Raw genomic sequence first — 24,379 nt, 5'->3', positions numbered from 1 at the left:
TATATTGGGGGCAAAATATGAAATGGCAAGGTAGAGAAGGAAGTTCAAATGTTGGCAGAGGTTCATCCGGAGGTGGACCGGTTAAAATCGGTGGTGTCGGACTGCTTTTGCTTGTGATTGTATATTCTTTGTTTGGAGGAAATCCACGAGATATTATCAATGAACAAAACAGAACACAGCAGGAACAACAAGTTAACAATTCTGAAAAAGCTAGCAGCAAGGAAGTTGCAGAAGCCGAAAAGATGCTAAGCGTTGTGTTGAAAGACACAGAAGATGTGTGGCACGAAAAATTTTCTGAAATAAACAAAAATTACGAAGAACCAAAGCTTCATTTCTTTGAAGGAGCAGTGTCAACAGGTTGCGGAAATGCTGATAAAAACGTAGGACCGTTTTATTGTTCACTGGATCAAACAATCTACATGGATGTAACTTTTTATAATATGTTGACTCAAAAGCTTGGAGCTGACGGTGGAGATTATGCGATGGCTTATGTACTGGCGCATGAAGTTGGCCACCACGTCCAAAAAGAACTAGGAATTTTGGATAGAGTTCACAATATTCAACGTAGACTGAACGAAAAAGATGCCAATAAATATTCAGTAGCTTTGGAAACACAAGCAGATTATTTTGCAGGAGTGTTCAGTTATTATATTAAAGAGAAAGGCTACTTGGAAGAAGGAGATATTGAAGAAGCGATAAGTGCAGTTCAAAGTGTCGGTGACGATCACATTCAAAAAATGGGACAAGGATATGTCCAACCAGAAAAATTCACTCACGGATCATCTGAACTTAGAAACGAATGGTTCCAACGAGGATTTAAATACCACGATTTTGACCACGCAGATACATTCGGTGAAATGGGACTTAGAATACAATAACAAAAGACGCCAGAATTAATTTTCTGGCGTCTTTTTGGTTTCGTTGTATTCTTTTTCGTGTTTGTCGATATCATTCAAAAGCATTTTGAAAATCTGATTAAATGATTGGTTGTATTTTTGAAATGTGGATTTTTGTAATACTTCTCGTGCTTTTTGGAATTGATGATCTTCCACATAGGCAATCGCCAAGTTAAAATAATACAAGCTTTTTGCATAATCTGTTTTTGGTTTGTCTTTTATTTTTTTGAAATTTTGAAATAATTTGTCCAAATTTCCATTTTGTTCGTAATCAAGCATGTATTTTCTGATTTCACCGGCGATTTTTCTGTCCATTATCATATTGTGAAGCACTTGAATCAAGATATAACTTAGAAAAAGTGCGAACGTTGTGATTAAAGTAAATGAAATTATAATGAAAATTCTATTAATTCCTGTGAGATTTTGCGTCGCAACAACGGCGATGGTTTCTATCACAAATGTTAGAATTGCAAGAATTATTAGTTTACTGTTAGATATTTTTATTCTCATAAAACCCTCCGTATTTAAAATATATCCTATTTTTTACTTATTTACAAGCAATATTGAAATATTGTAAGATTTCTATGATAAAAATTATCACGGAGTGATTATAATCACAGTATTTAAAATTGCCTTAACATATACTTAATATAACGTTAAGAATAAGAAAAGGAGATATGTATGAGCAATTTATTCGATAATGAACAATTCAAAAAAGCTTGGGAAGGTTTCAATGATGGAGACTGGGCAGATGAAATCAATGTGAGAGATTTTATTCAACAAAACTACACTCCATACGAAGGAGACGATTCTTTCCTAGTAGGTCCAACACAAAAAACTAAAACTTTGTGGAACGAAGTAAACGATATGATCGCTGAAGAAGTAAAATCTAAGAAAATCAAGGTTGACCTTGAAAGATTCAGCGGAATTAATAATTTCAATGCAGGATATATCGACAAGGACAATGAAGTTGTTTTTGGATTACAAACAGATGAACCTATGAAAAGAATTATGAATCCATATGGTGGTTTCAGAATGGTTGAAAATTCTTTGAAGGCTTATGATTTGGAAATGGATCCAGTTATAAAAGAGAAATTCAACGAATACAGAAAAACACACAACCAAGGAACATTTGACGCTTACACGAAAGAAATGAGAACTTTCAGATCAGTTGGTTTGTTGACAGGACTTCCTGATGCGTACGGAAGAGGAAGAATTATCGGCGATTACAGAAGAATTGCTTTGTACGGTATCGATTATTTGAAAGCTATGAGAATTAGAGACAAGGAAAATTTGACAGGAGATGCTACTGAAGAAATCATTCGTAGACGTGAAGAATTTTCTGAACAAATCAGAGCTTTCGATGAAATAAAAGACATGGCGATGAGTTATGGATTTGATATATCAAGACCAGCGATGAATGCAACTGAAGCTGTTCAATGGTTGTATTTTGGATATTTGGCAGCTGTAAAAGAAAACAACGGAGCTGCGATGTCAATCGGAAGAAACACAGCATTCTTAGATATTTATATCAAAAGAGATATGGACAAGGGGATTTTGGATGAAGACCACGCACAAGAATTGGTGGATCAATTAGTTATCAAACTTAGAATGGTTAGACATCTTCGTACTCCTGAATACGATGAATTATTCGCTGGAGATCCTACTTGGGTTACAGAATCAATCGGTGGAATGGGCGTTGACGGAAGAACTTTGGTTACGAAAACTTCATTCAGATTTTTGCACACTTTAATCAACATCGACACATCACCAGAACCAAACATGACAGTTTTGTGGTCAGATAATTTGCCACGCGCTTTCAAGGATTTCTGTTCAATGATGAGTATCAAAACAGCATCCATTCAATACGAAAACGACGATGTAATGCGTGATGTCTACGGCGACGACTACGCAATAGCATGTTGTGTATCTGCAATGCAAGTTGGAAAACAAATGCAATATTTCGGAGCTAGAGCAAACCTTGCAAAAGCACTTTTGTATTCAATCAACGGTGGTGTAGACGAAGTTTACAGAGACAAGAAAACAGGCGATATCGTAACTGTTATCGATGGAATTGAAAAAGACGATTCAGAAATTTTGGATTACGATAAAGTTCTTGAAAATTACAAAAAAGTAATCGATAAACTTGCGAAAGTTTATGTGAATACAATGAACACAATTCACTTCATGCACGATAAATACGCTTATGAAAAAGGACAAATGGCTCTTCACGATCCAGAAGTTCACAGATTCATAGCATTTGGTATCGCAGGAATTGCTATTGCAGCAGATTCATTGTCAGCCATAAAATATGCTAAAGTAAAACCAATCAGAGACGAAAACGGATTGGCTGTTGATTTTGAAGTTGAAGGAGATTTCCCAAGATACGGAAATGACGATGACAGAGCAGATGATTTGGCAATAGCTATAAGCAAATACTTCATAGAATCTTTGAGAAAAACAAAAGCTTACAGAAATGCAGAACACACTTTGAGTTTGTTGACAATCACATCAAATGTAACTTACGGTAAGAAAACTGGAAGCACACCAGACGGACGTAAAAAAGGCGAACCATTTGCACCAGGAGCAAACCCAATGAATGGCGCAGACAAATCAGGAGCACTTGCTTCATTGAACTCCGTAGCAAAAATGCCTTACAAAAACGTAAATCAAGACGGTATTTCAAATACTTTCTCAATCATTCCAAATGCGCTTGGCAAAAACGAAGAAGAAAGAATAACAAACTTGACAAACATCATGAATGGATATTTCAACCAAGACGCTTTCCATTTGAACGTTAACGTAATGGATCGTGAATTGTTGGAAGACGCGATGGAAAACCCAGAAAAATATCCAAACTTAACTATAAGAGTTTCGGGATATGCTGTAAGATTTAACCAATTGGACCACGAACATCAACTAGATGTAATTAACAGAACATTCCATGAGTTTGTATAAATACATTTTATTAAGGGCATATTCGTATGCCCTTTTTGACGATGGGAGAAAATTATGGACAATGAAATAAAAGGTTACGTGCATTCTATAGAAACTATGGGACTTGTCGATGGACCGGGAAACAGAACTATATTTTTCTTGCAAGGTTGTCCATTGAAATGCGTTTACTGTCACAATCCAGATTCTCAAAGCATACATGGTGGAAAAGAATACACTGTAGATGAAATCATAAAAATAGCGAAAAGATACAAGCCGTATCACGGACAAGAAGGTGGAGTCACGATTTCTGGAGGAGAACCTCTGTTGCAGGGAGAATTCTTAAAAGAATTGGTGAAAAGACTCAAACAAGAAGGCTTTAACACTTGCTTGGATACATCAGGTGTTGGCGATAAAAAATACTACTCAGAAATTCTTCCTTATATCGACACAATGCTACTTGATTTCAAAGCTTTCGACTCCAAATTGTACAAACAAATTACATTTATGGAAGACAAAAATTTCCTAGAATTTGTAAATGATTTAGAATCTAATGGATTTTGCGGAAATATTTGGGCTAGACATGTCATGGTTCCTGGATTTACTGATAACTACGAAGAAATGGATAAGTTTGTAGAATCTTTAGATAAAATAAAAAATATGGTTGAAAGAATTGAAATTTTACCATATCATTTAGGTGGAGTATACAAATACGAAAATTTGGGTAGAAAATACTTCCTTGAAAATGTCGAAGCAATGGATAAAAAAACAGCCGAAAAATTTGAAAAATACGTTAATGCACAATTTGCGAAGACCGTAAGCGACAGCAGACGTGATGAGGCTTTGAATTTTCAAGCTAAGAAAATAACAGAGGAGCAATTTAATATGGAAGATGATAAAAAATACTTGTTGGAAGCTATAAAAGATGTGGAGCTTTTCAAGGGAATTGACGATGTGGATTACGATGAGGTAATCGACAAGTTGAAGTTTTTGAAATTAAAAGCAGAAGACTACATCTTTAAGCCTGGAGATTCTGCCGAAAACATGTATGTAATCCACAAAGGTACGATAAAAGTTTTTCACAATACGATTGATGGAAGAGAACAAATTTTGTATTTGTATCACGAAAATGATTTTGTGGGTGGTCATAATATTTTGGAAGATGTGGAATACATCTACATGGGTCAAGCATTGACAGACTGTGAAGTTATAATGATTCCTAGGGATATTTTCAATAAATATTTGATAAATTCACCACTTGCTCTTACTAAAATTTTGAAGAAAAGTTTCGAAAGAATTAGACTTGCAGAAGATTTGGTGCAAAGATTATCCACTAGCAATGCTACTATGAAAACAGCGGCGCTTTTATTACGATTAAAAGATACAATGGGCGTGGAAACTAAGGATGGAATAAAGCTAGAACTTGCGATGAACAGGGAAGAACTTGGAAATTATTCTGGGCTAACAAGAGAAACTATTACTAGAAAACTAGGTGAGTTCAAAAAGCTTGGATATATCAATTTGATAGGAAGCAAGGTCATTGTGATTAAAAATGTCAAAATATTAGAAGAATTGGTGTTGTAGTTTATTGTAAAAAACTTGCTGTTGTGGTATATTATTATCAGAAATTTTGAAATATATGGAGGATTTTTTATTATGGATTTACCCGGTGAGCCGAGCTCATTAATTATTTTTTCGGTAATTGCAATTGTTGCAGTGGTATACTTTATGTATATGAATGGAGTTGGATATTTTAGGAGCATGTCTGCCTTGTGGTTTTATCAGACACATGGGATTTTGGAGGACAATATTCACGCAAGTTTGAAAAAAACTAGCGGGAAAGCTACAAAAGTGTTCAAAGTCAAAAAAAGCGGATTTTACGATTTTAAATTGGACAATGAATTGGAAAGCGGCAACGTTACAGTTAGCCTCATAGATTCATTGGGCAACAAAGTGTTCGAATTAAACAAGATGAATGGATATTCTTCTGATTATTTGAACGAATCCGAGAAATACCGCTTGGTTTTTAACTACAACAAAGCATGTGGTAAGTTTGAACTTTCATGGAAATAGATGTGGGGAATGAAGTGCTCCCTTGTTATTAACTAAAACGCAAAAATTTTGCTGATGACTTCTGTTTTTTACAGATCTCATCAGCTTTTTTATTATATAAATGGAGGAATTATGTTAAAAAGTATAGCAATTATAATTATTTTGTCGTTGATATTGGGGAAATTTTTCAAAAAAATAAAATTGCCACCTATATTGGCATTCTTAATCGTGGGAATAACTCTCGGACCGTTCGCCATGAATCTGATTGACAAGAAAATTTTGGATATTTCATCTGAAATTAGAACTATTGCACTTGTGATTATATTGACTCGTGCGGGGTTGTCACTGGACATTGACGATTTGAAAAAAATCGGACGACCTGCGGTGTTAATGTGTTTCGTGCCGGCAGTTTTTGAAATGTGCGCTGTGGGAATATTAGCACCGATATTTTTGAAGGTGGATGTGTTGGATGCATTTATAATCGGATCGATTATCGCTGCGGTGTCTCCTGCAGTTGTCGTTCCACGAATGATAAAATTAATTGAACAAGGCTACGGAGATGAACACAAAATTCCACAACTTATCTTGGCAGGAAGTAGCTGCGACGATGTTTTCTGCATTGTTGTGTTCACATCTCTGACATCTCTCGCACAAACAGGAGACATCAATATGTTCAAATTCATCGCCATTCCTTTTTCTATTTTGATAGGAAGTGTCGTAGGAGCTGGAATAGGATTTTTATTGGTGAAATTTTTCAAAACATTTCATATGCGTGACACTGTGAAAGTGTTGATTGTGTTGAGCATTTCGTTCTTGCTTTTAGAATTGGAAAAAATTACTCCGATTCCATTTTCTGGACTTATCGCAATAATGGCGATGTCCATGGTTGTAAAGAAGATTTACGAAGATTTGGCAGAAAGATTATCAGAAAAGTACAATAAATTGTGGGTTGGTGCAGAAATATTCTTGTTCGTTTTAGTAGGGGCGACTGTGAATGTAAAATACGCGATAAATTCTGGAATCATGGTGGTCGTTTTGGTAATTTGCGCATTGATTTTTAGAATGATTGGAGTGTACGCATCTGTTTTGAAAACAAAATTAACACCAAAAGAAAGATTATTCTGCATGATAGCCTACACTCCAAAGGCGACAGTACAAGCAGCAATCGGTGCAATTCCTCTATCGATGGGATTGAAAGTGGGGGATATGGCATTGACTGTAGCGGTTATTTCTATTTTGATTACTGCACCATTTGGAGCGATAATGGTGGATAATTTGTATAAGAAATTGTTAACAAGATAAAAAATTAAAAAAACTAGAATAACTGGCAGTTGTAGCCAATTTATTCTAGTTTTTGTTTAACAATTCGATTTGTTTTACTTTCAAAAATTTATTATTGTTTTGTAGTTCTTTTTCATCTACATTTATTTTAATCCTGTCAGATTGTTTTAAATCATCAAATTTTATAATCTTTGGTTGGTTTGAGGAATTAAATTCCACTATTTTACCATCTTTTTCTAAATCTTTGCAGTCAATTTTTGACTCTTGTTGAATAATTTCCCTGCCACCTTCAGCGCCTATAATTGTAAGTATTTTGTCAGAGGTATTAATATCTGTTATGTCACATTCTACTCCCAATAGTACTACGTTTTCTTCTTTTTTAGTTGTATGAAAGAAATATATTAATAGGAAAATTATCAATACGAATATCATTACGAATATCATTATTTTTTTCATTAAAACACCTCCTATATATAATTAATTAACTAAATCATTTATTTACCTAAATCATATCAAAATAAAAAATAATGTCAAGATAAAAATGTTAAGATATGTCAAATGAGATTTATAAGCAACGATTAGTGGTATAATTGAAATGAACAAACGGGGTGAATTATGAAAAAGAAACTTGAGATAGCAGGGATTACTCTGTTGATTGTCGTTGGAGTGTTCTTCATTTTTGAATTTGCAAACGAGAATAAATTTGACAAGCTTAGCTTTAATGCAGATTGCATTTACGTTTACTCAATTGATGATGATAAGGAAATTTTCTCCAAAAATCCAGACAAGAAAGAGTATCCTGCGTCTTTGACCAAGATGATGACGGTGTATACAGCTATAGGAAAAATTGAAGATTTTGATAAAAAAGCTCCGATAGATAAGAAAAGCTACCAAAAACTTGTTGCACAAAACGCTTCAATGGCAGGTTTTTATGGAAATGAACCCACTACTTTTGAGGATTTGCTATATGGAACAATGCTTGCCTCTGCCGGAGAATGTGCAGACAGTTTGGCTATTAATGCAAGTGGTTCCAAGGAAAAATTTGTGGATTTGATGAACGAAAACGCAAAGAATATGGAATTAACTAATACGAATTTCAAAAATCCTGAGGGAATGGATGAGGATGATCACTATTCAAGTGCAAAAGACATGGCTTTTTTGTTGAAAAATTCATTGAAAAATGAAAAATTCTACAAGATTTTCACGACTGATAAGTACACTTCTACTAAAACTTTGGATCATCCAAAAGGAATTGAAATCGAAAGTACAGTTCTTGGGAGATTGAAAGATTACGATCAAGATGGCTTCAAAATTATTGGTGGCAAAAGTGGTACTACGGAAAAAGCAGGGCTTTGTTGGGCAACTTTGTCCGAAAAAAATGGCAAGAAATACATCATTATTGTGATGGGTGTTGATTTTGACGATATTAAAAATCCTGGAGATGGACAAATCCAAGATACGATTAAGATTTTGAAGAATTTATAAAATTTAAAAGGAGATTACAATGGCTATTTTAGAATTAACATTAGTTCCAATAGGAACACAAACTACAAGTTTATCACAATACGTTGCGAAAGCTTACGATAATGTGAGAAATAAAGAAAATATAAAAGTTGAATTAAATCCAATGGGAACTGTGATGCAAGGAGACATCGACGAATTGTTGAAGGCTGTTCGCGATATGCAAGAAGCGGTGTTTACAGAAGGTGTGGACAGAGTGTATTCTGTGATTAAAATTGACGACAGAAGAGATAAGGATGCATCATTTGAGCAAAAATTAGACTCTGTAAATAAGAAGTTAAAATAATGAACAATAAATCTGTAAAACTGTATAATTTGATATTTCCAGTCTGGATTGTGTGGCTTTATCCAGTAACTTGGATTGCGATTGTACCGTTGAATATTTTGGTGGATTTCTTGGTAACTTTGTTGGCTTTAAAATTAATTAAAATAGAAAAACCAATGGAGGTTATAAAAAAATCGATCGCAAAGACTGTAGCACTAGGATTTGTCGCAGATATAATCGCTACGGCTGTTTTGATGATTTTATCATTCGGGATTAATGGAACAAGAAATAATATTGCAAAATGGTTCTACGATAATATTGCAGTTCCAATAATGAACGATTACTACTCAACGCCTTGGGGAATTTTGGTCATGGTTTTAGCAGTAGTGTTCGCTGGATATTTGGTGTATATATTCAACCGCAAATTTTCGTTCAGAAATACTGATTTGTCAGAATCTCAAATCAAAAAAGTTTCTTTGACATTGGCAATAATAACAGCACCGTATCTGTTTTTGATACCGACGAATGTGTTTTATAATTTGTTCAGCTGATGAAATTTATTGCAAGAATAGGTGTAAATAAAAAAATGCATCATTGTAGCTTCTACTACTAATGATGCATTTTTTAGTTGTGACTTGTTGTGTCAGATGATTTAAAACCCATGACAATAAATACAAGTCCAAGTAATGCCAATACGATTGTTGCGATATTGTTACCTCTTCTGTAAGAAAAAACAGCGACTAATATCCATATTAAACCAACGATAATTCTCAAAATTTTCTTATTCATTTTCATCCTTTCGTAAGTCAAAAAATTTAACAAAAACATTTTTTTAAAGACAATTTTTATGTTTAGATTATCCTAATATGATTATATCAATTGATTATTTTTTATATGTAAAATATTATTTAATTTTAGGTTAAATTGAATCAAAAAAACTGTGTGAATTTGACTTCACACAGTTTTGCTTTTATAGATTATTTTTGTGTTCCAGTTTCAACAGGAGTTGTTGCGTTTGGCTTGTCAGTAGAATTGTTTTTAACTTTTTCTACGATGATTGTACCACCGTCGATAACTTTTTCTCCGTTTTCACCTACAGTATAATAAGAGTTTTCCAAATCTTTTAATACTTTTGATCCAATAGCGTTAACTCCACCAAATACTTTGATGTTTGCTAATTCTTTGTTGTCTCTTAAGTAAGAAACGATAGAACTTTCTACTGAATTTTTGGATGCAAGTAAGATTGGAGCGTCCAATTTTTGACTTACTGGTGCAGCTACTAATGCGTCTGCGAAGTTTTCTCCACTAGCTACTAATGCAGTTTGAAGCTTATCTCCGTAAACTTCCTTAGCTACCTTCAATGAACCTTCGTATCTGTTTGATCCAGCGATTCTGTCTACTACAGCTATTTCTGATAATTCTTTTTCTAATTTAGGAGTGATAGTTTTTTCTCCACCGATGATTGTAATTCTAGTTACATTCATAGATTTTAAAACTTTCAAAGTTTCTGCTGGGATGTTGTTCTTTTGAACTAACATTACTGGTGCGTTAACTTTGTTTGCATAGCTTACTCCGTATAATGCGTCAACGTAGATTTCGCCACTTGCGATTACAACTTCTGAAGTTTGTTTTACGTTGTCTTTGATTGTTTGAGCGTTTGTTTTGTATCTGTCAGCTCCGTTAATTCTAACAACTTTAGCGTTAGTAGCTGATTTTACAGAATTCACAACTGCGTTTGATACTGATTTTTCTCCACCTAAAACATAAACATTTTCAACGCCCATTGATTTTAATTGGTTCAATGTATCAGCGCTGATGTTATTTGCTTCAGAGAATAATACTGGCATAGTTCCTTTGCTTAGAACTGTTGCACTTAAAGCATCAGGGAATGCTAATTGGTTAACTAAAATAGCTGATTTTGCTGATGAGAATTGGTCCTTACTAACGTTAACTGCAGTTTCAACACGGCTACTTCCTGAGTATCTTTGAACGTTTAATTTTGAAGCCATAGATACTGTTGGGAAAACCATAGCTGTAGCAAGAGCTGCTACTAATAATTTCTTTTTTAAATTCATAACAAATCTCCTTTATTTATTCTATATCTTAATTATATCATACTTTTATTTTGAAAGAACGCAAGTTTTAAAATTGTAGAGATTCAAATTTCATACTATAAATATTTGTTGTGAATAATATTTGTGATATAATTTAGACAAATACAAAAGGAGGGAAGTATGAGAAATAACTCAACTAAGAAAATGGTTTTTGCTGCAGTTGGAATTGCAATTAATATCATTTTAGGAATTTTCGTAGGCGGATTGAAAATACCGCTATTATTTATGGACACTGTCGGCACAGTATTTACAGCAGTGGTTTTGGGACCTTTCTGGGGAGCTTGTACAGGAGCGTTGACTAATGTTATCCTGGGAGTTTTGAAAGATCCAAGAGAAATTCCGTTTCTGTTAGTAAATTTGGCAGTAGGTTTGATAGTAGGATTCATAGCTAAAAAGAGAAAATTCGATCTTAAAACAGCAGTCGTGACAGGAATAATTTTATCTATCGTTGCTCCGTTAATCGGTACACCAATCGCAGTATTTGTGTACGGTGGAATAACTGGTGATTTCAACGATGTATTCTTCACTGCACTCAAAAACTCTGGCCAAACTATTTTCTCAGCAGCTTTTTTACCAAGAGTTGCCAGTAATTTAGTGGACAAAATAATAACTTGCTCGATAGTTTCGCTGCTTTACAAAAGAGTCAAAGCTATGTTGTAAATGAGCACAAAAATAACGCATCTAGTATGCGTTATTTTTTTATAGATTGTTCGATTTTTTCTGTTATTTCATCTACGTTTCTGTCATTATAGCCGTAAAATTTTGACTCGATATTTTTGCTTTGGAATAATTTTTCTAATTCTTCCATGAAGACTCCCTTGTCATCTGTCATTTCTACGGAATTTACACAATGGGCAATGTCTTTTATAGCGGAGATTTCTCCTTTGAATTCTTCTGATTTGCAAGTAAGCCCGATTCCGCAACTTGGAGAACCGTCTATTCCTATAACTCCCAAAAAATTTACTCCGTCCTTGATATAATCGGAGATTTCGTTGACAATTGGGCTTAATAAATCACGGCTTGTTTGTCTGTAAAAATTATTGTCGAATTGTTCGTACACGCTTCCCCAGCGATTGGGCCCGTACATTCTGTTTTCTGGGCAAGGTAATTGGAATATTCCAACGTTCATTTTCATTAAATTTTTGATCAAACTCAAATTATCTTTTCTGCCAGCATCGTTTTTTACAACAGCAAGTTCGTTCAATAAACAATGTGACACTAAAATTATATTCTTATATTCTTGCATACGCACCTCTGTAAGATAATTATAGCATATTTTTCAAACACTACAATGTATGGTATAATTAATACATTAGTAAACAGGAGGAGAAAATGAAATTAGTAATCAAAAATTTGACTAAAAAATACGACGACAAATTGGTACTAGACGAAGTAAATTACGAATTCAAAGAAGGAGTTATCACTTCTGTTTTGGGTAGAAATGGAGCCGGAAAAACAACTTTGTTCAACGTCTTATACGATGAGATAGATTTTGATTCTGGAGAATTCTACTTGGAAAATGAAGGTTCAACTGAAAAACTTGATAAAGAAGACATAGGAATGCTTTTTTCTGAAAATTTTCTTCCTGAATTTCTAACAGGTTACGAATACATCAAATTTTATCGTGACATCAATTCTCCTAACGATATAAAAACGGTTGAAGATTACATGGAAATGATGGAATTTTCCAAGAAAGATCAAAATAGACTCATCAAAGATTATTCGCACGGAATGAAAAGTAAAATATCTTTGATAACACTGTTCATCTCAAGACCGAAAGTCTTGCTTTTAGATGAGCCATTGACAAGCTTGGATGTTGTAATCAGTACGCAAATCAAAAAATTGTTGATGGAATTGAAATCACAAGGAAGAATTATTGTTTTGTCTACGCACATGTTGGATTTGGCAAAACAAATGAGTGAAGAAATTGTACTGCTTCATCACAAAAAGTTACAAAAATTGGATTTGGACAAAAACGATGAGAAATTCGATGCAGATCTTTACGACATTTTAAAGGATGAGTCTGATGAGTAATTATCTTAACACTTATTTGAGATTAGTTATGAAGATGAAGCTCAATCAGACAGTGTATCAACTTCGTAAACTTTCAATTTTCAAGAAGATTATTCCTTCGGATATTTATGGAAATGACGTGTTGAGCTTTGGATATTCTGCAATTTTCTATATTTCATACGTAATCAAAACATTGTTTTTAAAAATCTTGTACTGTGCAGCAGTTTATGGAATAGCAGTTATAGGAGCTGCGAAGATTTTCAAAGGAACGATCCAAGAAAATATACTTATATCTCTGTTTTATTTGTCTGTTGTAATCGGAAGTATGATTTCTCAATTTATGTACGTAAGCTTTGATAATAGCGATTCGATTTGTGTCAAAGCACTCAAGCTTGACGCTAAAAAATACACGGTATTGCAGGATTATTTATCGGACATTAGTTTTGCAATCTCTGGAATAATATTTGCGATATTTTTCGCTATCTTTGACATCAACCCAATGAATGCAATGAATATCACTGTATTCTGCCTTGGATTTAGAAAACTAATCAAATACATCAACATTTGTGCGTATTCGACTAAAAGTCACAAACATTTAACTAAAAATTACATTTGCATGTGGATAATTTTATTATCTGGAATGGGACTTTTGGTGTTGTACAGTATGAAATCCAAAATCTTCGTACAAATATTTTATTCAACTTACGCGCTTATTTTCGGGATTATTGCATACATTGTTGGTGCGATTTTCATTCATAAAACAGAAAAAATCAGACACATCGCTAGAATTGAAATCACAAACAAATCTATAATCGATCGTGATAACACATTTAAAGACATCAACACAGTCGCATACCAAATCGACGACGAAAAAATAGCACAAGAAAACGTGAGAATTTACGATAATTACAACGGGATTGAATACATCAACAAATTATTCCGTTACAGATTCAAACACAAATACAAAAAAATGATTCTAATTCGTTCGGGAATAATTTTGGCTGTTGGTGTAATTGGATTTATCGTACTAAGAGGACTCACAATCAATCCGAAACCAAGTGAGTTGAAAATATTAGTGTCAGTATTTCCGATAATCTTGTTGTATTTCGGAATACAAATAGCAGTTCCAGAATCATTTAACAGATTTATGTTCTTGAATATGGATAGATATTTGATGAAACAAATGATTTACGCCAATAAACAAACCATAAAAGACACGTTAAATTTTAGAATAAAACAAAATTTAAAAGACAATGCACCTACATTTGGATTAGTGTTATTATTGATAATAAGTTGGATATTCGCCGCAAAATTAAATACAACAGATTTGATAATAAAAGCCGCAGTCGCAGTCATCATAATCTACTTGTATCAATCGGTAAAACAACTCTACATGTACATGTTACTTCAACCATTCACAGTTGGACTAAAAAGCAAAAACGTAGTCTACTCAATACTCAACACATTTGAATCATTACTTTTCTGGGGAATAATAATCCTTCAAATAAAATTGAATTTCAATATAGGAATAGTAGCCTTGGCAATTTGCGTGATTTATACAGTTATAGGATATTTCTTGGTGTTGGCTAAGGGAGATAGAACATTTAATTTGAAGAAAAGTTAGAAATGAAAAAAAGACTGTGAGTTTTGATGCTCACAGCCTTTATTTTTCGTGTTGTTTGATTATATTTTCCAATCTATTGTATTCTTTTTTGAATCTCGGGTTTGTGGATTTGCTTTTCAAATCGTTTAAGTTTTTTCTTGCCAATACGAAATCATCATCAAATATGTTTTTCATTATATACAATTGTTTGATGTTCTCGCTGTAATTTGGACTATTTTCAAATTGTTTTAAAAGCTTTCCATGCGTTGTGAATAGCTCATTAAACTTATTTTGCTCGTTCAATTTGAATTGGGCGATCATTGTGTTGAGCCAATATATCAATTGAAGGTCTTGATTTTTCAATTGGTCTTTTGCAATTGTTTCATAAGTAGCCAATGTTTTATTTGGTTCATTAAGTTCCAAATATCCTGCTCCCAAATTCATTTTCATTACTGTTTGTATGTGTTTGTTTTTAATTTTGGGAATTTTAGGTTCTAATTCGTTGACGAAATCTTTGTATTTCATTTCTTCGAATAATTTCATTGAATGTTTCAATTCGTTTGTTTTGTAGGAGTAATAAATTGTGTTGACTATTAAAATGACTGCCAAGACTATGCCACCGATTATCCAATAATATTTAAGCATTACTTTGTCGTCGATTTTGAAGACAAGGCTAATGATTAGCATGGCTATTCCGATTGCAAATGCTATGCCAAATAATTTTAGAAATTTTTTCATGTGTACCTCTGTTTTATGTTTATTTATTTGAAAATATCAAATATACTTCTTGTTGTTTTGTTATAAATCTTGTTATAAAGCGCTTTTTTGGGGTTTTTAAACCAGCCAATGCCCTTTTTCCCGTAAGTTGGGTCGATTGCAGACTTTAGTTGTCTTTTGTACTTTGAAGTTGTTCTTGCTTTGAATGATTTCTTCAAGCTTGGTGTTCTGAATCCTATTTTCATAAGTTCCTTCCTTAATATATTATTATATATTAATTATAAATCATTTATGAGGATTTTCAATTGGGTTTTGTATTTGAAAATTTTGTGAGATAATAAAAATGGTGATATTATGTTGGAGTTTATGAATTTGAATGATAAAAACATGATAGCTGTTCAGGGTGCTGGCGGGAAAACTTCAAGCGTTTTTTTGCTTGCAAATGAGTCCAAATCAATGAATGAAGCATCTCTTATAAGTACGACTACGAAGATGGGGATTGTGAATGAGGATAGATTTGATTATTTGTACAAATTCGATGATAAAACGAAAATTGTAGATGGGAAAATATATTTCGCATCTAAATCACGTACAGGCACAAAAGAAATCGGATTTGAACCTGAATTTTTCGACAAAATTTTAGGTGAAGGTTTGTTTTCCAATATAATTTTGGAAACGGATGGAGCAAAGACAAGATCTATCAAAGCTCCTCGTGAAGATGAACCTGTAAATCCTAAAAACATCACGCACTGCGTTGGTGTGATGGGGCTTGATAGTGTGAACAAGCCTTTTGATGAGAGATTTTGCCACAGAAAAGAATATATGGAGAAAATTATTGGAAAACCCAAGACTTTGACAACAAAAAGTTACGCTGAAATCATCAATTCTAATTGTGGTCTGTTCAAAAATTCATATGATGCGAAAAAGTTTTTGATTTTGAACAAGGCAGATACAAAACAAGATATTGAAAATGCGATGGATATTATTGATAAAATTGATGTGGACGTGAAGATTTTTGTGATGAGTTTTGGGAAGATTATAAAAATATACTAGGAGAATTTTATGAATTTACTTGAAGATTTGAATTTTGATGAGAATCATATTATTAAGGATACAATAGTTAGAAATGAAAAGTTTGACATTCACAGAATCCAATCGAAAAACGAAACATCAGGACCATATAATCAGGACTTTGACGAATTTGTTGTCGTGATAAAGGGTGAGGCAATGTTAAATGTCGAAGGAAAAGATGTAAGACTCAAAGAGATGGATACGTATTTTATTCCTAAAAATGTAGTTCACGAAGTAAAAAGCACAAGTGATGAATGCGTGTGGTTGTGTTTTACGATAAAATAGTTGACAATTGTATCAAGAGAGTATATAATATTTTGGTATGTAAAAGGAGTCATTTCCTTTTATACAATACAGAAAGTCGCCGATGGCCGGGTGTGCGACGTGTCTAAATTCCCGGTGAGAAAACAATCGCTTTTTGGCAGCGATGTCCAAGTAGCCAAATATTGTAAATAAAGGAAAGGATGAATTGAATGAAAACTTATATACCTAAGAAAGATGACATCCAAAGAAAATGGTATGTAGTAGACGCAACAGATGTTGTTTTAGGTAGATTATCTACTGAAGTTGCTTCTATTTTAAGAGGAAAAAACAAACCAATGTTTACTCCTAATGCGGATGTTGGAGATTACGTAATTGTAATTAACGCAGAAAAAGTTAAATTAACAGGTAAGAAATTAGAACAAAAAGAATTAAGACATTACACAGGATACGCTGGTGGTCTTAAATCAATTACCTACAAAGACTTAATGCAAAAAGACCCAGAAAGAGCTGTAACTCATGCTATCGTTGGCATGCTTCCTCACAACTCTTTAGGACGTCAAATGGCTAAAAAATTAAGAGTTTACAGAGGCGCTGATCACGATCACATCGCTCAAAACCCTGAAGTTTTGGAAATTAAGTAGGAGGTAATTAAATGGCTAATAATAGATATCAAGGAACTGGTAGAAGAAAAACTTCTGTTGCTAGAGTTACTTTAGTACCAGGAAGTGGAAAATTCACAATTAACAAAAAAGATATAAGTGAATACTTTAACTTCGATACATTAAGAGTTATAGCTAAGGAAGCTTTGGAATTAACAAATAACGCTGAAAGCTATGATGTTACTGTTAATGTAAAAGGTGGCGGATACACTGGTCAAGCAGGTGCTATTAGACATGGTGTTGCTCGTGCTTTATTAGAAGTTGACCCAGACTACAGAGCTGAATTAAAAAGAGCAGGTTTCTTAACTAGAGACCCTCGTAAAAAGGAAAGAAAGAAATACGGTCTTAAAAAAGCTCGTAAATCTCCACAATTCAGTAAGAGATAGAAAACAATTATATATCAATGGAAAAGCACTTTTTGGTTCACACCATCAAGTGCTTTTTTATGCTTATTTATCAAAATTCACACCAAAGTTCACACCATCGTCAAGAATAAGCTTATAATATGATAGTTCTTTAATGAAAATATTTACAAAACTATACGCATAGATTTTTGTCTGTGGGTAGTTATATTATGAAAGTAAAAAGTGTAATAACATTTTGTTTTTTATTTAGGATGTTACCTGTTATTTTGGATTTTTAATTTATCATCGCAACATCTAAGTCCATCTATGTGTTCAAATAGATCATCTTTTATTTTTCTTCCAAGAGAGTCAAGTACAAAATCAATACCTTCTCTTCTAGCTAATTTAGCAGCTGGTACAAAATCTGAATCACCAGCAAGTAAAACAATCTTATCAACTTGTTTTTTATATGCTAAAGAAGCGATGTCAACCCCTATTTTCATATCCACTCCTTTTTGAGTTGATGTAATCTGAAAATCTTGTTTGCTTAGCTCCTCTAGAGTTAAAGTTTTATTTAATAATTTTTTTACTGATTCATATTTTAAAGTATATCTTGTTTCATTTTCTGACAGTCGTCCTAATCGCAGTGCTACTTTTCTGGTTTTCTTTAATTCTTTTAGAAACGTATTCATCCAAGTATACTGATACTCTTTTTTCATATTAATTACCGTATTAGATAATGGATGAAATACACTTGTATCTAAAGGAGGACAATCGTAATAAAAGATTCTATATAAATCATAAAATGTTTCATTTTCGCCTCTTCGTTCTTTTAAGTGTCTCATGCAATATTTTATTAAAGTTTTGGCATCATCTTCAGGAGAGTTGTTTTTTCTTAAAGTTTTTAATGCTACTTTTCTATAGTAACCGCCATCAATTAAAATTGCTGCTTTCATGTTTCCTCCAACTAAAAAATCCCTGGTTTCGAAAGTTCCCATATGGTGGGACATCTACTACCAAGGATGTATTTGATAAATATAACATTAGTTATACTATAATAATAAATCACAAGGATAGTTCTGTCAATACCAAATTAATAATTAAATTTTTATCATTTTCACATAAAAAATAAAAGAAATAATTTTGAGTTTGGACTTCTTATAAAAATAATACTATTCTTGTGTAAGAAAATCAACTATTAATAACATTACTATAAAAGCAACAATATCTTTTAATTTCTATGAATTTACAAATAACATTTGGGGTTTTGGGGAATTATTACAAAAATTTTGATTAAATATATGATATACTTATTAAAGTAAAAAGGTTGTGATTATTTTGAATATCGATATTATTTCGGTGGGTAAGGTTAAGGAAAAATACATAAAACTAGGCATTGCTGAATTTTCGAAAAGATTATCTGCGCACTGCAAGCTAAACATAATTGAGGTTGATGATTTGAGTGCTGCAGAGAACTTGTCGGATAGCGAAAAGGAGATTGTGAAGGACAAGGAAGCGGAGAAAATTATGTCGAAAATCAAGGACAATCACTACGTGATTACTTTGGAAATTTTGGGAAATCAGCTTACTAGCGAGAAATTAGCAGATAAGATTGAAAACTTAACCATTCAAGGTCATTCTAATATTTGTTTTGTTATCGGCGGATCTTTGGGACTGGGAAAAAGTGTACTTGACAGGAGCGATTATGCGCTTTCTTTTTCCAAGTTTACATTTCCACATCAACTGATGAGGTTGATTTTGTTGGAACAAATTTACCGAAGTTTCAGAATAATTAACAATTTACCATATCATAAGTGAGGATAAAATGAAGGGAAAAAAGACAACTGTTGCATTGGCTTTTCTTATAGTGATTTTAGTTGGTGTGATTGGCTTTAGATATTCAGAAATTTCTGGGAAATCTCCAATTCACACAGCATCACAAAAAAGTTCTCAAGTGAAAAATGTGACAAAATCAGAAGAAAAATCAAATAAAAAATCAGATAACGAAAAAGAAAATAAAAATCTGGAAAAGAAAGAGATAACCATAACTTGTTGGGGCGATTATATGAATCACATAACTCAAATTCGCCAAGCAAAAGCTACAAATTATGATTTTACGGATTCTTTTGCGGTTATTAAAGATATTGTGGGTAAGAGTGATTTATCCATAGTCAATTTGGAGACGACTATTGCGAAAAATGAATCAGACATGAGTGGTTATCCAGAATTTGCAACGCACGAAAATGTTGTAAAAGCTCTAAAAGATACAGGCTTTGATGTGGTGAGCACTGCCAATAATCATTCTTACGATAGGAGACTGAAAGGAATTGACCACACAATCAATACAATTGAAAAATACGGTTTGAAAAGAACTGGAACTTTCAAGGAGAACGAATCGACCAATCCACTTATCATCGATGTCAAAGGAATAAAGGTTGGATTTTTCTCTTATTCACAAATGCTCAATGGATTTGAAAATTCTATGCTTAATTCCGGAAGAGACACCGCGGTAAATTTAATAAATATGGAACAAATCAAAAAAGATGTGGATTATTTAAAGCAAAATCACGCCGATGTGATAATGTGCTACATGCATTGGGGAGAGGAATATTCTGATTATCCCAACTCTTATCAGAAAAACACGTTCAAGAAACTTTCAGATATGGGAGTTGACTTGGTGATAGGATCGCACCCGCACACAATACAAAAGGCTGATGTTATTGAAAACGACGGCAAAAAATCATATTGTGTTTATTCAATGGGAAATCTAGTTTCAGATCAAAGAGAATCCTACGGACAATATTACGGCGTAGAAATTGGAGTGTATTCGGACATTAAAATTGAGAAAATTGGGGATAAGACAACGATAAAAAGTTTTGAAAACAAGCCATACTATGTGGACAAATACACAGATAGTGTGACTACAAGATATGTCGTAGTTCCAGTTAAACAAGTCCTCAATTCAGAAATAAATTATCCAAGAAAAGACAAAATAATATCCAAATTGAACAGAGCAAATCAACATTACAAAAAAATATTTAACAAGGAGTAAAAATGGGAAATATAATACTTACAGGTGACAGACCAACAGGAAAATTACATTTGGGTCATTACGTAGGCTCATTAAAAAACAGAGTTATCATGCAAAACAAAGGGGATTTCGACAAGATGTATGTCATGATTGCCGATGCACAAGCTTTGACTGACAATTTTAACAATCCAGACAAAGTTCGTGACAATATCATTGAAGTTGCGCTTGATTATCTAAGTTGTGGGATTGATCCTAATAAAGTTACGATTTTTGTGCAATCACACGTTGAACAACTAACAGAATTGATGTTTTATTATATGAACTTGGTTACACTTTCAAGACTCGAAAGAAATCCTACAGTTAAAGCAGAAATCAAACAAAAAGAATTTGGAGCGAGCATTCCTGTTGGATTTTTGACTTATCCAATCAGCCAAGCAGCTGATATCACGCTTTTCAATGCAAACATAGTTCCTGTTGGAGAAGACCAGCTTCCAATGTTGGAACAAACACGTGAAATAGTCAGAACATTCAACAATTATTACTCAGAAGTTTTGGTTGAACCAAAAGCTGTAATTCCTGACAATAAAATCTGTTCCAGACTTCCAGGATTAGACGGCAAAGCTAAGATGAGTAAATCATTGGGTAACTGTATTTATTTGTCGGATTCTGAAAAAGATGTCAAATCAAAAGTAATGAGTATGTTCACAGATCCTAACCACATTCAAATCTCAGACCCTGGAAAAGTTGAAGGAAATACAGTGTTCACTTATTTGGACGCTTTCTGTACAGACGATGATTTCTCAGAATTTCTTCCAGATTACAAAAATTTGGACGAATTAAAAGATCATTACAGACGTGGTGGACTTGGCGATGTCAAAATCAAAAAATTCTTGAACAATATTTTGCAAAAAGAATTATCGCCAATCAGAGAAAAAAGAAAACACTACGAACAAAATATTCCAGAAATCTTCGATATGTTGTTAAAAGGTTCAGAAGATGCCAGAGAAGTTGGAGCAGAAACTTTGAAGAAAGTAAAAGCTGCAATGGGGATCAACTACTTTGAAGATGTGGAATTGATTAATAAACAACAACAAAAATACAAATAGATGAGAAATCAATCACGTCAGTGGTTGATTATGGATAGCAAACCATCATACACGAATATCTAGACTTCAAAAATTGTTGATTTCTAAATCTCAAAATCCTAAAATCGCAAGCACGCTGAAGCTTACGCAGTCCGATTTTGACGGATTTATTCGATTTGAAATCATGACAATTTTTTCCGTATGATATTCTTAGCATGAAAGGTTTGCTATATTTTTTATATATGTCAATCACGTCGGTGGTTGATTTTTTATTGATTAATAAAATATAAATTTTATTTGATTTTTCATTTGCTTAAAATTATTATTTAAGGGTATAAATAATAAAGGAAAGGAAGATTATTATGTTAAGAGCAAAAGTAGGATCTAGATTATATAATATAAACGAAGCTATTAAGCTTGGAGAAATTGCTATAGCTAGCTTGAATGAGGTGCAATCTTATTTGGTTACAGCATCAGGATGGGGAATTTTCGATATTTTCAAGGGTAAGACTATTACTACTATGATTAAAAGATCGAATTTAAAAAAGGCGAAGAATCAAGCGAAAAAGGCTGACTTGGCGATTAGAAAGTTCAATAATATTATGATTGATTTGGACAAGAAACCAAGTGTTGGTTTCAGATATAAAAAACCATTTTTCTTGGCAGATTATTTTGATAACAAAGTTTTTGATTCTGTAATTCAAATGCAAATTCTCAATAACAAGAGAAATTGCGAAAACGCAATTAAACAATTGAAAAAAGAAGTGTATAATTTACAAAAGGAAAAAATGAATTTAATGAATGAATAAATTTTATAGGGGGTATTATGTTAAAAGAATTTAAGAAATTCATTACTGAAGGTAATGTAATGGATTTGGCAGTTGCCGTTATCATGGGTGCTGCTGTTAAGGAAATGGTCGACGGACTTATTAACGGTCTTATCGCACCTTTGATTGGGGCTGCAACTGCAGGAATTGACATGAAAGAAATGGCAGTAACTGTTGCAGGAGTGAAGTTACAATACGGATTGTTCTTGGATGCTTTGGTTAAATTTATCATTATAGCATTTATTGTTTTCTTGATGGTTAAGGCTATCAACAAAGGTCGTGATGCTTTGCATAAAGAACCGGCAGCTGATCCAACAACAAAAACTTGCCCATATTGCAAGAGTGAAATCGACATTACTGCTACTAGATGTCCACATTGTACATCTGAATTAACAGAATAATTTGACATAAAAGGGGATTGTATCCTCTTTTTTTGTTGTCTTGTGTTATACTGAAAAAGGAATGATTAATTTATAATAAGGAGATTATAATGAAATACGATTTTGAAACGATTAGTGACAGAAACGAAATGGGATCTAGAAAATGGGCTGTAAGAAGCGAACAATTTCCGAATATGAAAAAAGATGTAGTTCCATTTAGCGTTGCGGATATGGAATTCAAAAACGCACCAGAAATTATCGACGGTTTGAAAAAACGCTTAGATAATTTGGTTTTGGGATATTGCTCTCCTACAGACAGATTTTACAACAGTATAATCAATTGGGACAAGAAACGCCACAATGCAGATATCAAAAAAGAATGGATTGTCGAAGTTCCAACTGTTGTAGATGGATTTTTTGCTGCGGTAAGTGCCTTTACACAAAAAGGCGATTCTGTAATGATTATGAGACCAGTGTATGGTCCATTCAGATTTGCCATCGAATTTAATGAAAGAGTTATGGCGGATGTTCCTTTGATTTCTGACGAACGCAATAATTATTCAATTGATTTTGAAAAATTCGAATCAGAATGTAAAAAAGATGAAAATAAGATGGTTATTCTTTGCAACCCTCATAATCCGGGTGGAATTTTGTGGAGCAAGGATGATTTGGAAAAAGTAATCAAGATTGCGAATGATAATGATGTGATTGTCGTGGTTGATGAGATTTGGCAAGATATTGTTATGCCGGGAAACACTCACACATCTGTGCTTTCATTGGATAGAAAATTAATCGAAAAAGCTGTTGTGTGTCAATCTTCAACAAAAGCTTTTAACTTGGCTGGACTTTGCTGTGGATATACAATTATTTCCGATTCTGAAATGATGGCTCAATACAAGAAAACATTGGATATAATGAGAAGCAACACTGTCAATGTTATGGGACTTGAAGCTACACAATTGGCTTTTGATGAAGCTGAAGACTGGCTTGAAGAATTAATCGAAGTAATAGATACTAACCAAAAAATTGTGTACGATTTCTTCAAAGAAAAATATCCTAAAATCATCGTAAATCATCTTCAAGCAACTTATGTTATGTGGATGGATTTCAGATGTTTGGGATTGAACAGTGACGATTTGCTTAAAACATTGGGTGAAAAAGCTGATTTGGTATTCACTGACGGAAGATTCTTTGGCGAATGTGATGGATTCGTAAGGTTCAACGTGGCAGCCCCTACACAAGTAGTAAAGGACGCATTAGTTAGATTGGATAATTTACTACAAGAAATATACAAATAAACACAACAAATCCCGAAACTCTGT

General features: G+C 33.3%; 29 protein-coding genes and 1 riboswitch. Of the genes, 21 read left to right on the top strand and 8 right to left on the bottom strand.

Annotation, left to right across the window (positions count from 1 at the left end; translation table 11 throughout):
* The first annotated feature begins 17 nt into the window (after positions 1 to 17).
* On the top strand, positions 18 to 878 hold the full coding sequence (locus GKF99_RS01825) for a neutral zinc metallopeptidase (RefSeq protein ID WP_154272524.1): 861 nt from the start codon (positions 18 to 20) through the stop codon (positions 876 to 878).
* Between the two features lie 15 nt (positions 879 to 893).
* Here the strand turns inward: GKF99_RS01825 and GKF99_RS01820 are convergent, their stop codons facing one another.
* Positions 894 to 1,406 (bottom strand): hypothetical protein, encoded by a 513-nt coding sequence (locus GKF99_RS01820; RefSeq protein ID WP_154272523.1) that lies wholly within the window; start codon positions 1,404 to 1,406, stop codon positions 894 to 896.
* 171 nt (positions 1,407 to 1,577) lie between these two features.
* On the opposite strand from GKF99_RS01820, the gene pflB reads away from it, so the two are divergent.
* From pflB to GKF99_RS01800, 4 genes are all read left to right on the top strand, one after another.
* Positions 1,578 to 3,854 (top strand): formate C-acetyltransferase, encoded by a 2,277-nt coding sequence (gene pflB, locus GKF99_RS01815; protein WP_154272522.1) that lies wholly within the window; start codon positions 1,578 to 1,580, stop codon positions 3,852 to 3,854.
* Between the two features lie 54 nt (positions 3,855 to 3,908).
* The gene (pflA, locus tag GKF99_RS01810; RefSeq protein ID WP_154272521.1) at positions 3,909 to 5,414 is read left to right on the top strand and encodes a pyruvate formate-lyase-activating protein; all 1,506 of its coding nucleotides are present in this window, start codon (positions 3,909 to 3,911) and stop codon (positions 5,412 to 5,414) included.
* 72 nt (positions 5,415 to 5,486) lie between these two features.
* Positions 5,487 to 5,903: a hypothetical protein gene (locus GKF99_RS01805; protein ID WP_094225161.1), complete on the top strand. Its 417-nt coding sequence runs from the start codon at positions 5,487 to 5,489 to the stop codon at positions 5,901 to 5,903.
* Positions 5,900 to 5,974: riboswitch (Fluoride riboswitch) on the top strand. Its footprint overlaps the gene before it by 4 nt.
* Positions 5,975 to 6,014: 40 nt before the next feature.
* Positions 6,015 to 7,184 carry a cation:proton antiporter gene (locus GKF99_RS01800; RefSeq protein WP_154272520.1) on the top strand — a complete coding sequence of 390 codons (1,170 nt, stop codon included), beginning with the start codon at positions 6,015 to 6,017 and terminating at the stop codon, positions 7,182 to 7,184.
* 45 nt (positions 7,185 to 7,229) lie between these two features.
* Here GKF99_RS01800 and GKF99_RS01795 read toward each other — a convergent pair whose 3' ends face one another.
* Entirely contained in the window at positions 7,230 to 7,619 is a 390-nt protein-coding gene (locus tag GKF99_RS01795; protein WP_154272519.1) for a hypothetical protein, read from the bottom strand.
* Positions 7,620 to 7,778: 159 nt separating this feature from the next.
* Here GKF99_RS01795 and GKF99_RS01790 point away from each other — a divergent pair, with 159 nt between their 5' ends.
* The 3 genes from GKF99_RS01790 to GKF99_RS01780 are packed head-to-tail and all read left to right on the top strand — an operon-like array spanning position 7,779 to position 9,500.
* Positions 7,779 to 8,648: a D-alanyl-D-alanine carboxypeptidase gene (locus tag GKF99_RS01790; protein ID WP_154272518.1), complete on the top strand. Its 870-nt coding sequence runs from the start codon at positions 7,779 to 7,781 to the stop codon at positions 8,646 to 8,648.
* Positions 8,649 to 8,667: 19 nt separating this feature from the next.
* On the top strand, positions 8,668 to 8,970 hold the full coding sequence (locus GKF99_RS01785; RefSeq protein WP_094207702.1) for an MTH1187 family thiamine-binding protein: 303 nt from the start codon (positions 8,668 to 8,670) through the stop codon (positions 8,968 to 8,970).
* Entirely contained in the window at positions 8,970 to 9,500 is a 531-nt protein-coding gene (locus tag GKF99_RS01780) for a hypothetical protein (RefSeq protein ID WP_154272517.1), read from the top strand. Before GKF99_RS01785 ends, GKF99_RS01780 begins: the two co-directional genes overlap by 1 nt.
* A gap of 73 nt (positions 9,501 to 9,573) precedes the next feature.
* On the opposite strand, the gene GKF99_RS01775 is transcribed toward GKF99_RS01780, so the two are convergent.
* On the bottom strand, positions 9,574 to 9,738 hold the full coding sequence (locus GKF99_RS01775) for a hypothetical protein (protein WP_154272516.1): 165 nt from the start codon (positions 9,736 to 9,738) through the stop codon (positions 9,574 to 9,576).
* Positions 9,739 to 9,926: 188 nt separating this feature from the next.
* Entirely contained in the window at positions 9,927 to 11,024 is a 1,098-nt protein-coding gene (locus GKF99_RS01770) for a cell wall-binding repeat-containing protein (RefSeq protein WP_154272515.1), read from the bottom strand.
* 159 nt (positions 11,025 to 11,183) lie between these two features.
* Between GKF99_RS01770 and GKF99_RS01765 the strand changes: the two genes are divergently transcribed.
* Positions 11,184 to 11,723, top strand: a complete 540-nt coding sequence (locus GKF99_RS01765; protein WP_002835749.1) for a CD3073 family putative ECF transporter S component — start codon at positions 11,184 to 11,186, stop codon at positions 11,721 to 11,723.
* A 31-nt stretch (positions 11,724 to 11,754) separates the two neighbouring features.
* Here the strand turns inward: GKF99_RS01765 and GKF99_RS01760 are convergent, their stop codons facing one another.
* Complete coding sequence (locus GKF99_RS01760; protein WP_154272514.1) at positions 11,755 to 12,309, bottom strand: CD3072 family TudS-related putative desulfidase; 555 nt, start codon at positions 12,307 to 12,309, stop codon at positions 11,755 to 11,757.
* Between the two features lie 86 nt (positions 12,310 to 12,395).
* On the opposite strand from GKF99_RS01760, the gene GKF99_RS01755 reads away from it, so the two are divergent.
* Positions 12,396 to 13,097 (top strand): ABC transporter ATP-binding protein, encoded by a 702-nt coding sequence (locus GKF99_RS01755; protein ID WP_154272513.1) that lies wholly within the window; start codon positions 12,396 to 12,398, stop codon positions 13,095 to 13,097.
* Positions 13,090 to 14,700 carry a hypothetical protein gene (locus GKF99_RS01750; protein ID WP_154272512.1) on the top strand — a complete coding sequence of 537 codons (1,611 nt, stop codon included), beginning with the start codon at positions 13,090 to 13,092 and terminating at the stop codon, positions 14,698 to 14,700. Before GKF99_RS01755 ends, GKF99_RS01750 begins: the two co-directional genes overlap by 8 nt.
* 39 nt (positions 14,701 to 14,739) lie before the next feature.
* On the opposite strand, the gene GKF99_RS01745 is transcribed toward GKF99_RS01750, so the two are convergent.
* Both GKF99_RS01745 and GKF99_RS01740 read right to left on the bottom strand, forming a co-directional pair.
* Positions 14,740 to 15,417, bottom strand: coding sequence for a hypothetical protein (locus tag GKF99_RS01745; protein ID WP_154272511.1), 678 nt, complete (start codon positions 15,415 to 15,417; stop codon positions 14,740 to 14,742).
* A gap of 23 nt (positions 15,418 to 15,440) precedes the next feature.
* Positions 15,441 to 15,641, bottom strand: a complete 201-nt coding sequence (locus GKF99_RS01740) for a hypothetical protein (protein ID WP_094223895.1) — start codon at positions 15,639 to 15,641, stop codon at positions 15,441 to 15,443.
* 109 nt (positions 15,642 to 15,750) lie between these two features.
* On the opposite strand from GKF99_RS01740, the gene yqeC reads away from it, so the two are divergent.
* The 4 genes from yqeC to rpsI all read left to right on the top strand — a co-directional run bounded on the left by yqeC (position 15,751) and on the right by rpsI (position 17,776).
* Positions 15,751 to 16,449, top strand: coding sequence for a selenium cofactor biosynthesis protein YqeC (yqeC, locus tag GKF99_RS01735; RefSeq protein WP_154272510.1), 699 nt, complete (start codon positions 15,751 to 15,753; stop codon positions 16,447 to 16,449).
* Between the two features lie 9 nt (positions 16,450 to 16,458).
* Positions 16,459 to 16,752, top strand: a complete 294-nt coding sequence (locus GKF99_RS01730) for a cupin domain-containing protein (protein ID WP_154272509.1) — start codon at positions 16,459 to 16,461, stop codon at positions 16,750 to 16,752.
* 188 nt (positions 16,753 to 16,940) lie between these two features.
* On the top strand, positions 16,941 to 17,372 hold the full coding sequence (gene rplM, locus GKF99_RS01725; protein ID WP_002838046.1) for a 50S ribosomal protein L13: 432 nt from the start codon (positions 16,941 to 16,943) through the stop codon (positions 17,370 to 17,372).
* 11 nt (positions 17,373 to 17,383) lie between these two features.
* Positions 17,384 to 17,776: a 30S ribosomal protein S9 gene (gene rpsI / locus GKF99_RS01720; protein WP_002838975.1), complete on the top strand. Its 393-nt coding sequence runs from the start codon at positions 17,384 to 17,386 to the stop codon at positions 17,774 to 17,776.
* A 233-nt stretch (positions 17,777 to 18,009) separates the two neighbouring features.
* Here the strand turns inward: rpsI and GKF99_RS01715 are convergent, their stop codons facing one another.
* The gene (locus GKF99_RS01715) at positions 18,010 to 18,690 is read right to left on the bottom strand and encodes an NYN domain-containing protein (protein WP_154272508.1); all 681 of its coding nucleotides are present in this window, start codon (positions 18,688 to 18,690) and stop codon (positions 18,010 to 18,012) included.
* A 382-nt stretch (positions 18,691 to 19,072) separates the two neighbouring features.
* Between GKF99_RS01715 and rlmH the strand changes: the two genes are divergently transcribed.
* The 6 genes from rlmH to GKF99_RS01685 all read left to right on the top strand — a co-directional run bounded on the left by rlmH (position 19,073) and on the right by GKF99_RS01685 (position 24,355).
* Positions 19,073 to 19,552 (top strand): 23S rRNA (pseudouridine(1915)-N(3))-methyltransferase RlmH, encoded by a 480-nt coding sequence (rlmH, locus tag GKF99_RS01710; RefSeq protein WP_154272507.1) that lies wholly within the window; start codon positions 19,073 to 19,075, stop codon positions 19,550 to 19,552.
* Between the two features lie 7 nt (positions 19,553 to 19,559).
* Positions 19,560 to 20,786, top strand: a complete 1,227-nt coding sequence (locus tag GKF99_RS01705) for a CapA family protein (protein WP_154272506.1) — start codon at positions 19,560 to 19,562, stop codon at positions 20,784 to 20,786.
* Positions 20,787 to 20,788: 2 nt separating this feature from the next.
* A complete protein-coding gene (gene trpS, locus GKF99_RS01700) occupies positions 20,789 to 21,871 on the top strand; it encodes a tryptophan--tRNA ligase (protein WP_102164135.1) in 1,083 nt (360 codons plus the stop codon).
* A 341-nt stretch (positions 21,872 to 22,212) separates the two neighbouring features.
* A complete protein-coding gene (locus GKF99_RS01695) occupies positions 22,213 to 22,659 on the top strand; it encodes a hypothetical protein (RefSeq protein WP_154272505.1) in 447 nt (148 codons plus the stop codon).
* A 17-nt stretch (positions 22,660 to 22,676) separates the two neighbouring features.
* Entirely contained in the window at positions 22,677 to 23,078 is a 402-nt protein-coding gene (mscL, locus tag GKF99_RS01690) for a large conductance mechanosensitive channel protein MscL (protein ID WP_102164137.1), read from the top strand.
* An 89-nt stretch (positions 23,079 to 23,167) separates the two neighbouring features.
* Positions 23,168 to 24,355 (top strand): PatB family C-S lyase, encoded by a 1,188-nt coding sequence (locus GKF99_RS01685; RefSeq protein WP_154272504.1) that lies wholly within the window; start codon positions 23,168 to 23,170, stop codon positions 24,353 to 24,355.
* Positions 24,356 to 24,379: the final 24 nt, after the last annotated feature.

This window comes from Finegoldia sp. BIOML-A2, from assembly GCF_009678315.1.
Lineage (GTDB): Bacteria > Bacillota > Clostridia > Tissierellales > Peptoniphilaceae > Finegoldia > Finegoldia magna.
This window is presented reverse-complemented; position numbering and strand designations above follow the sequence as displayed.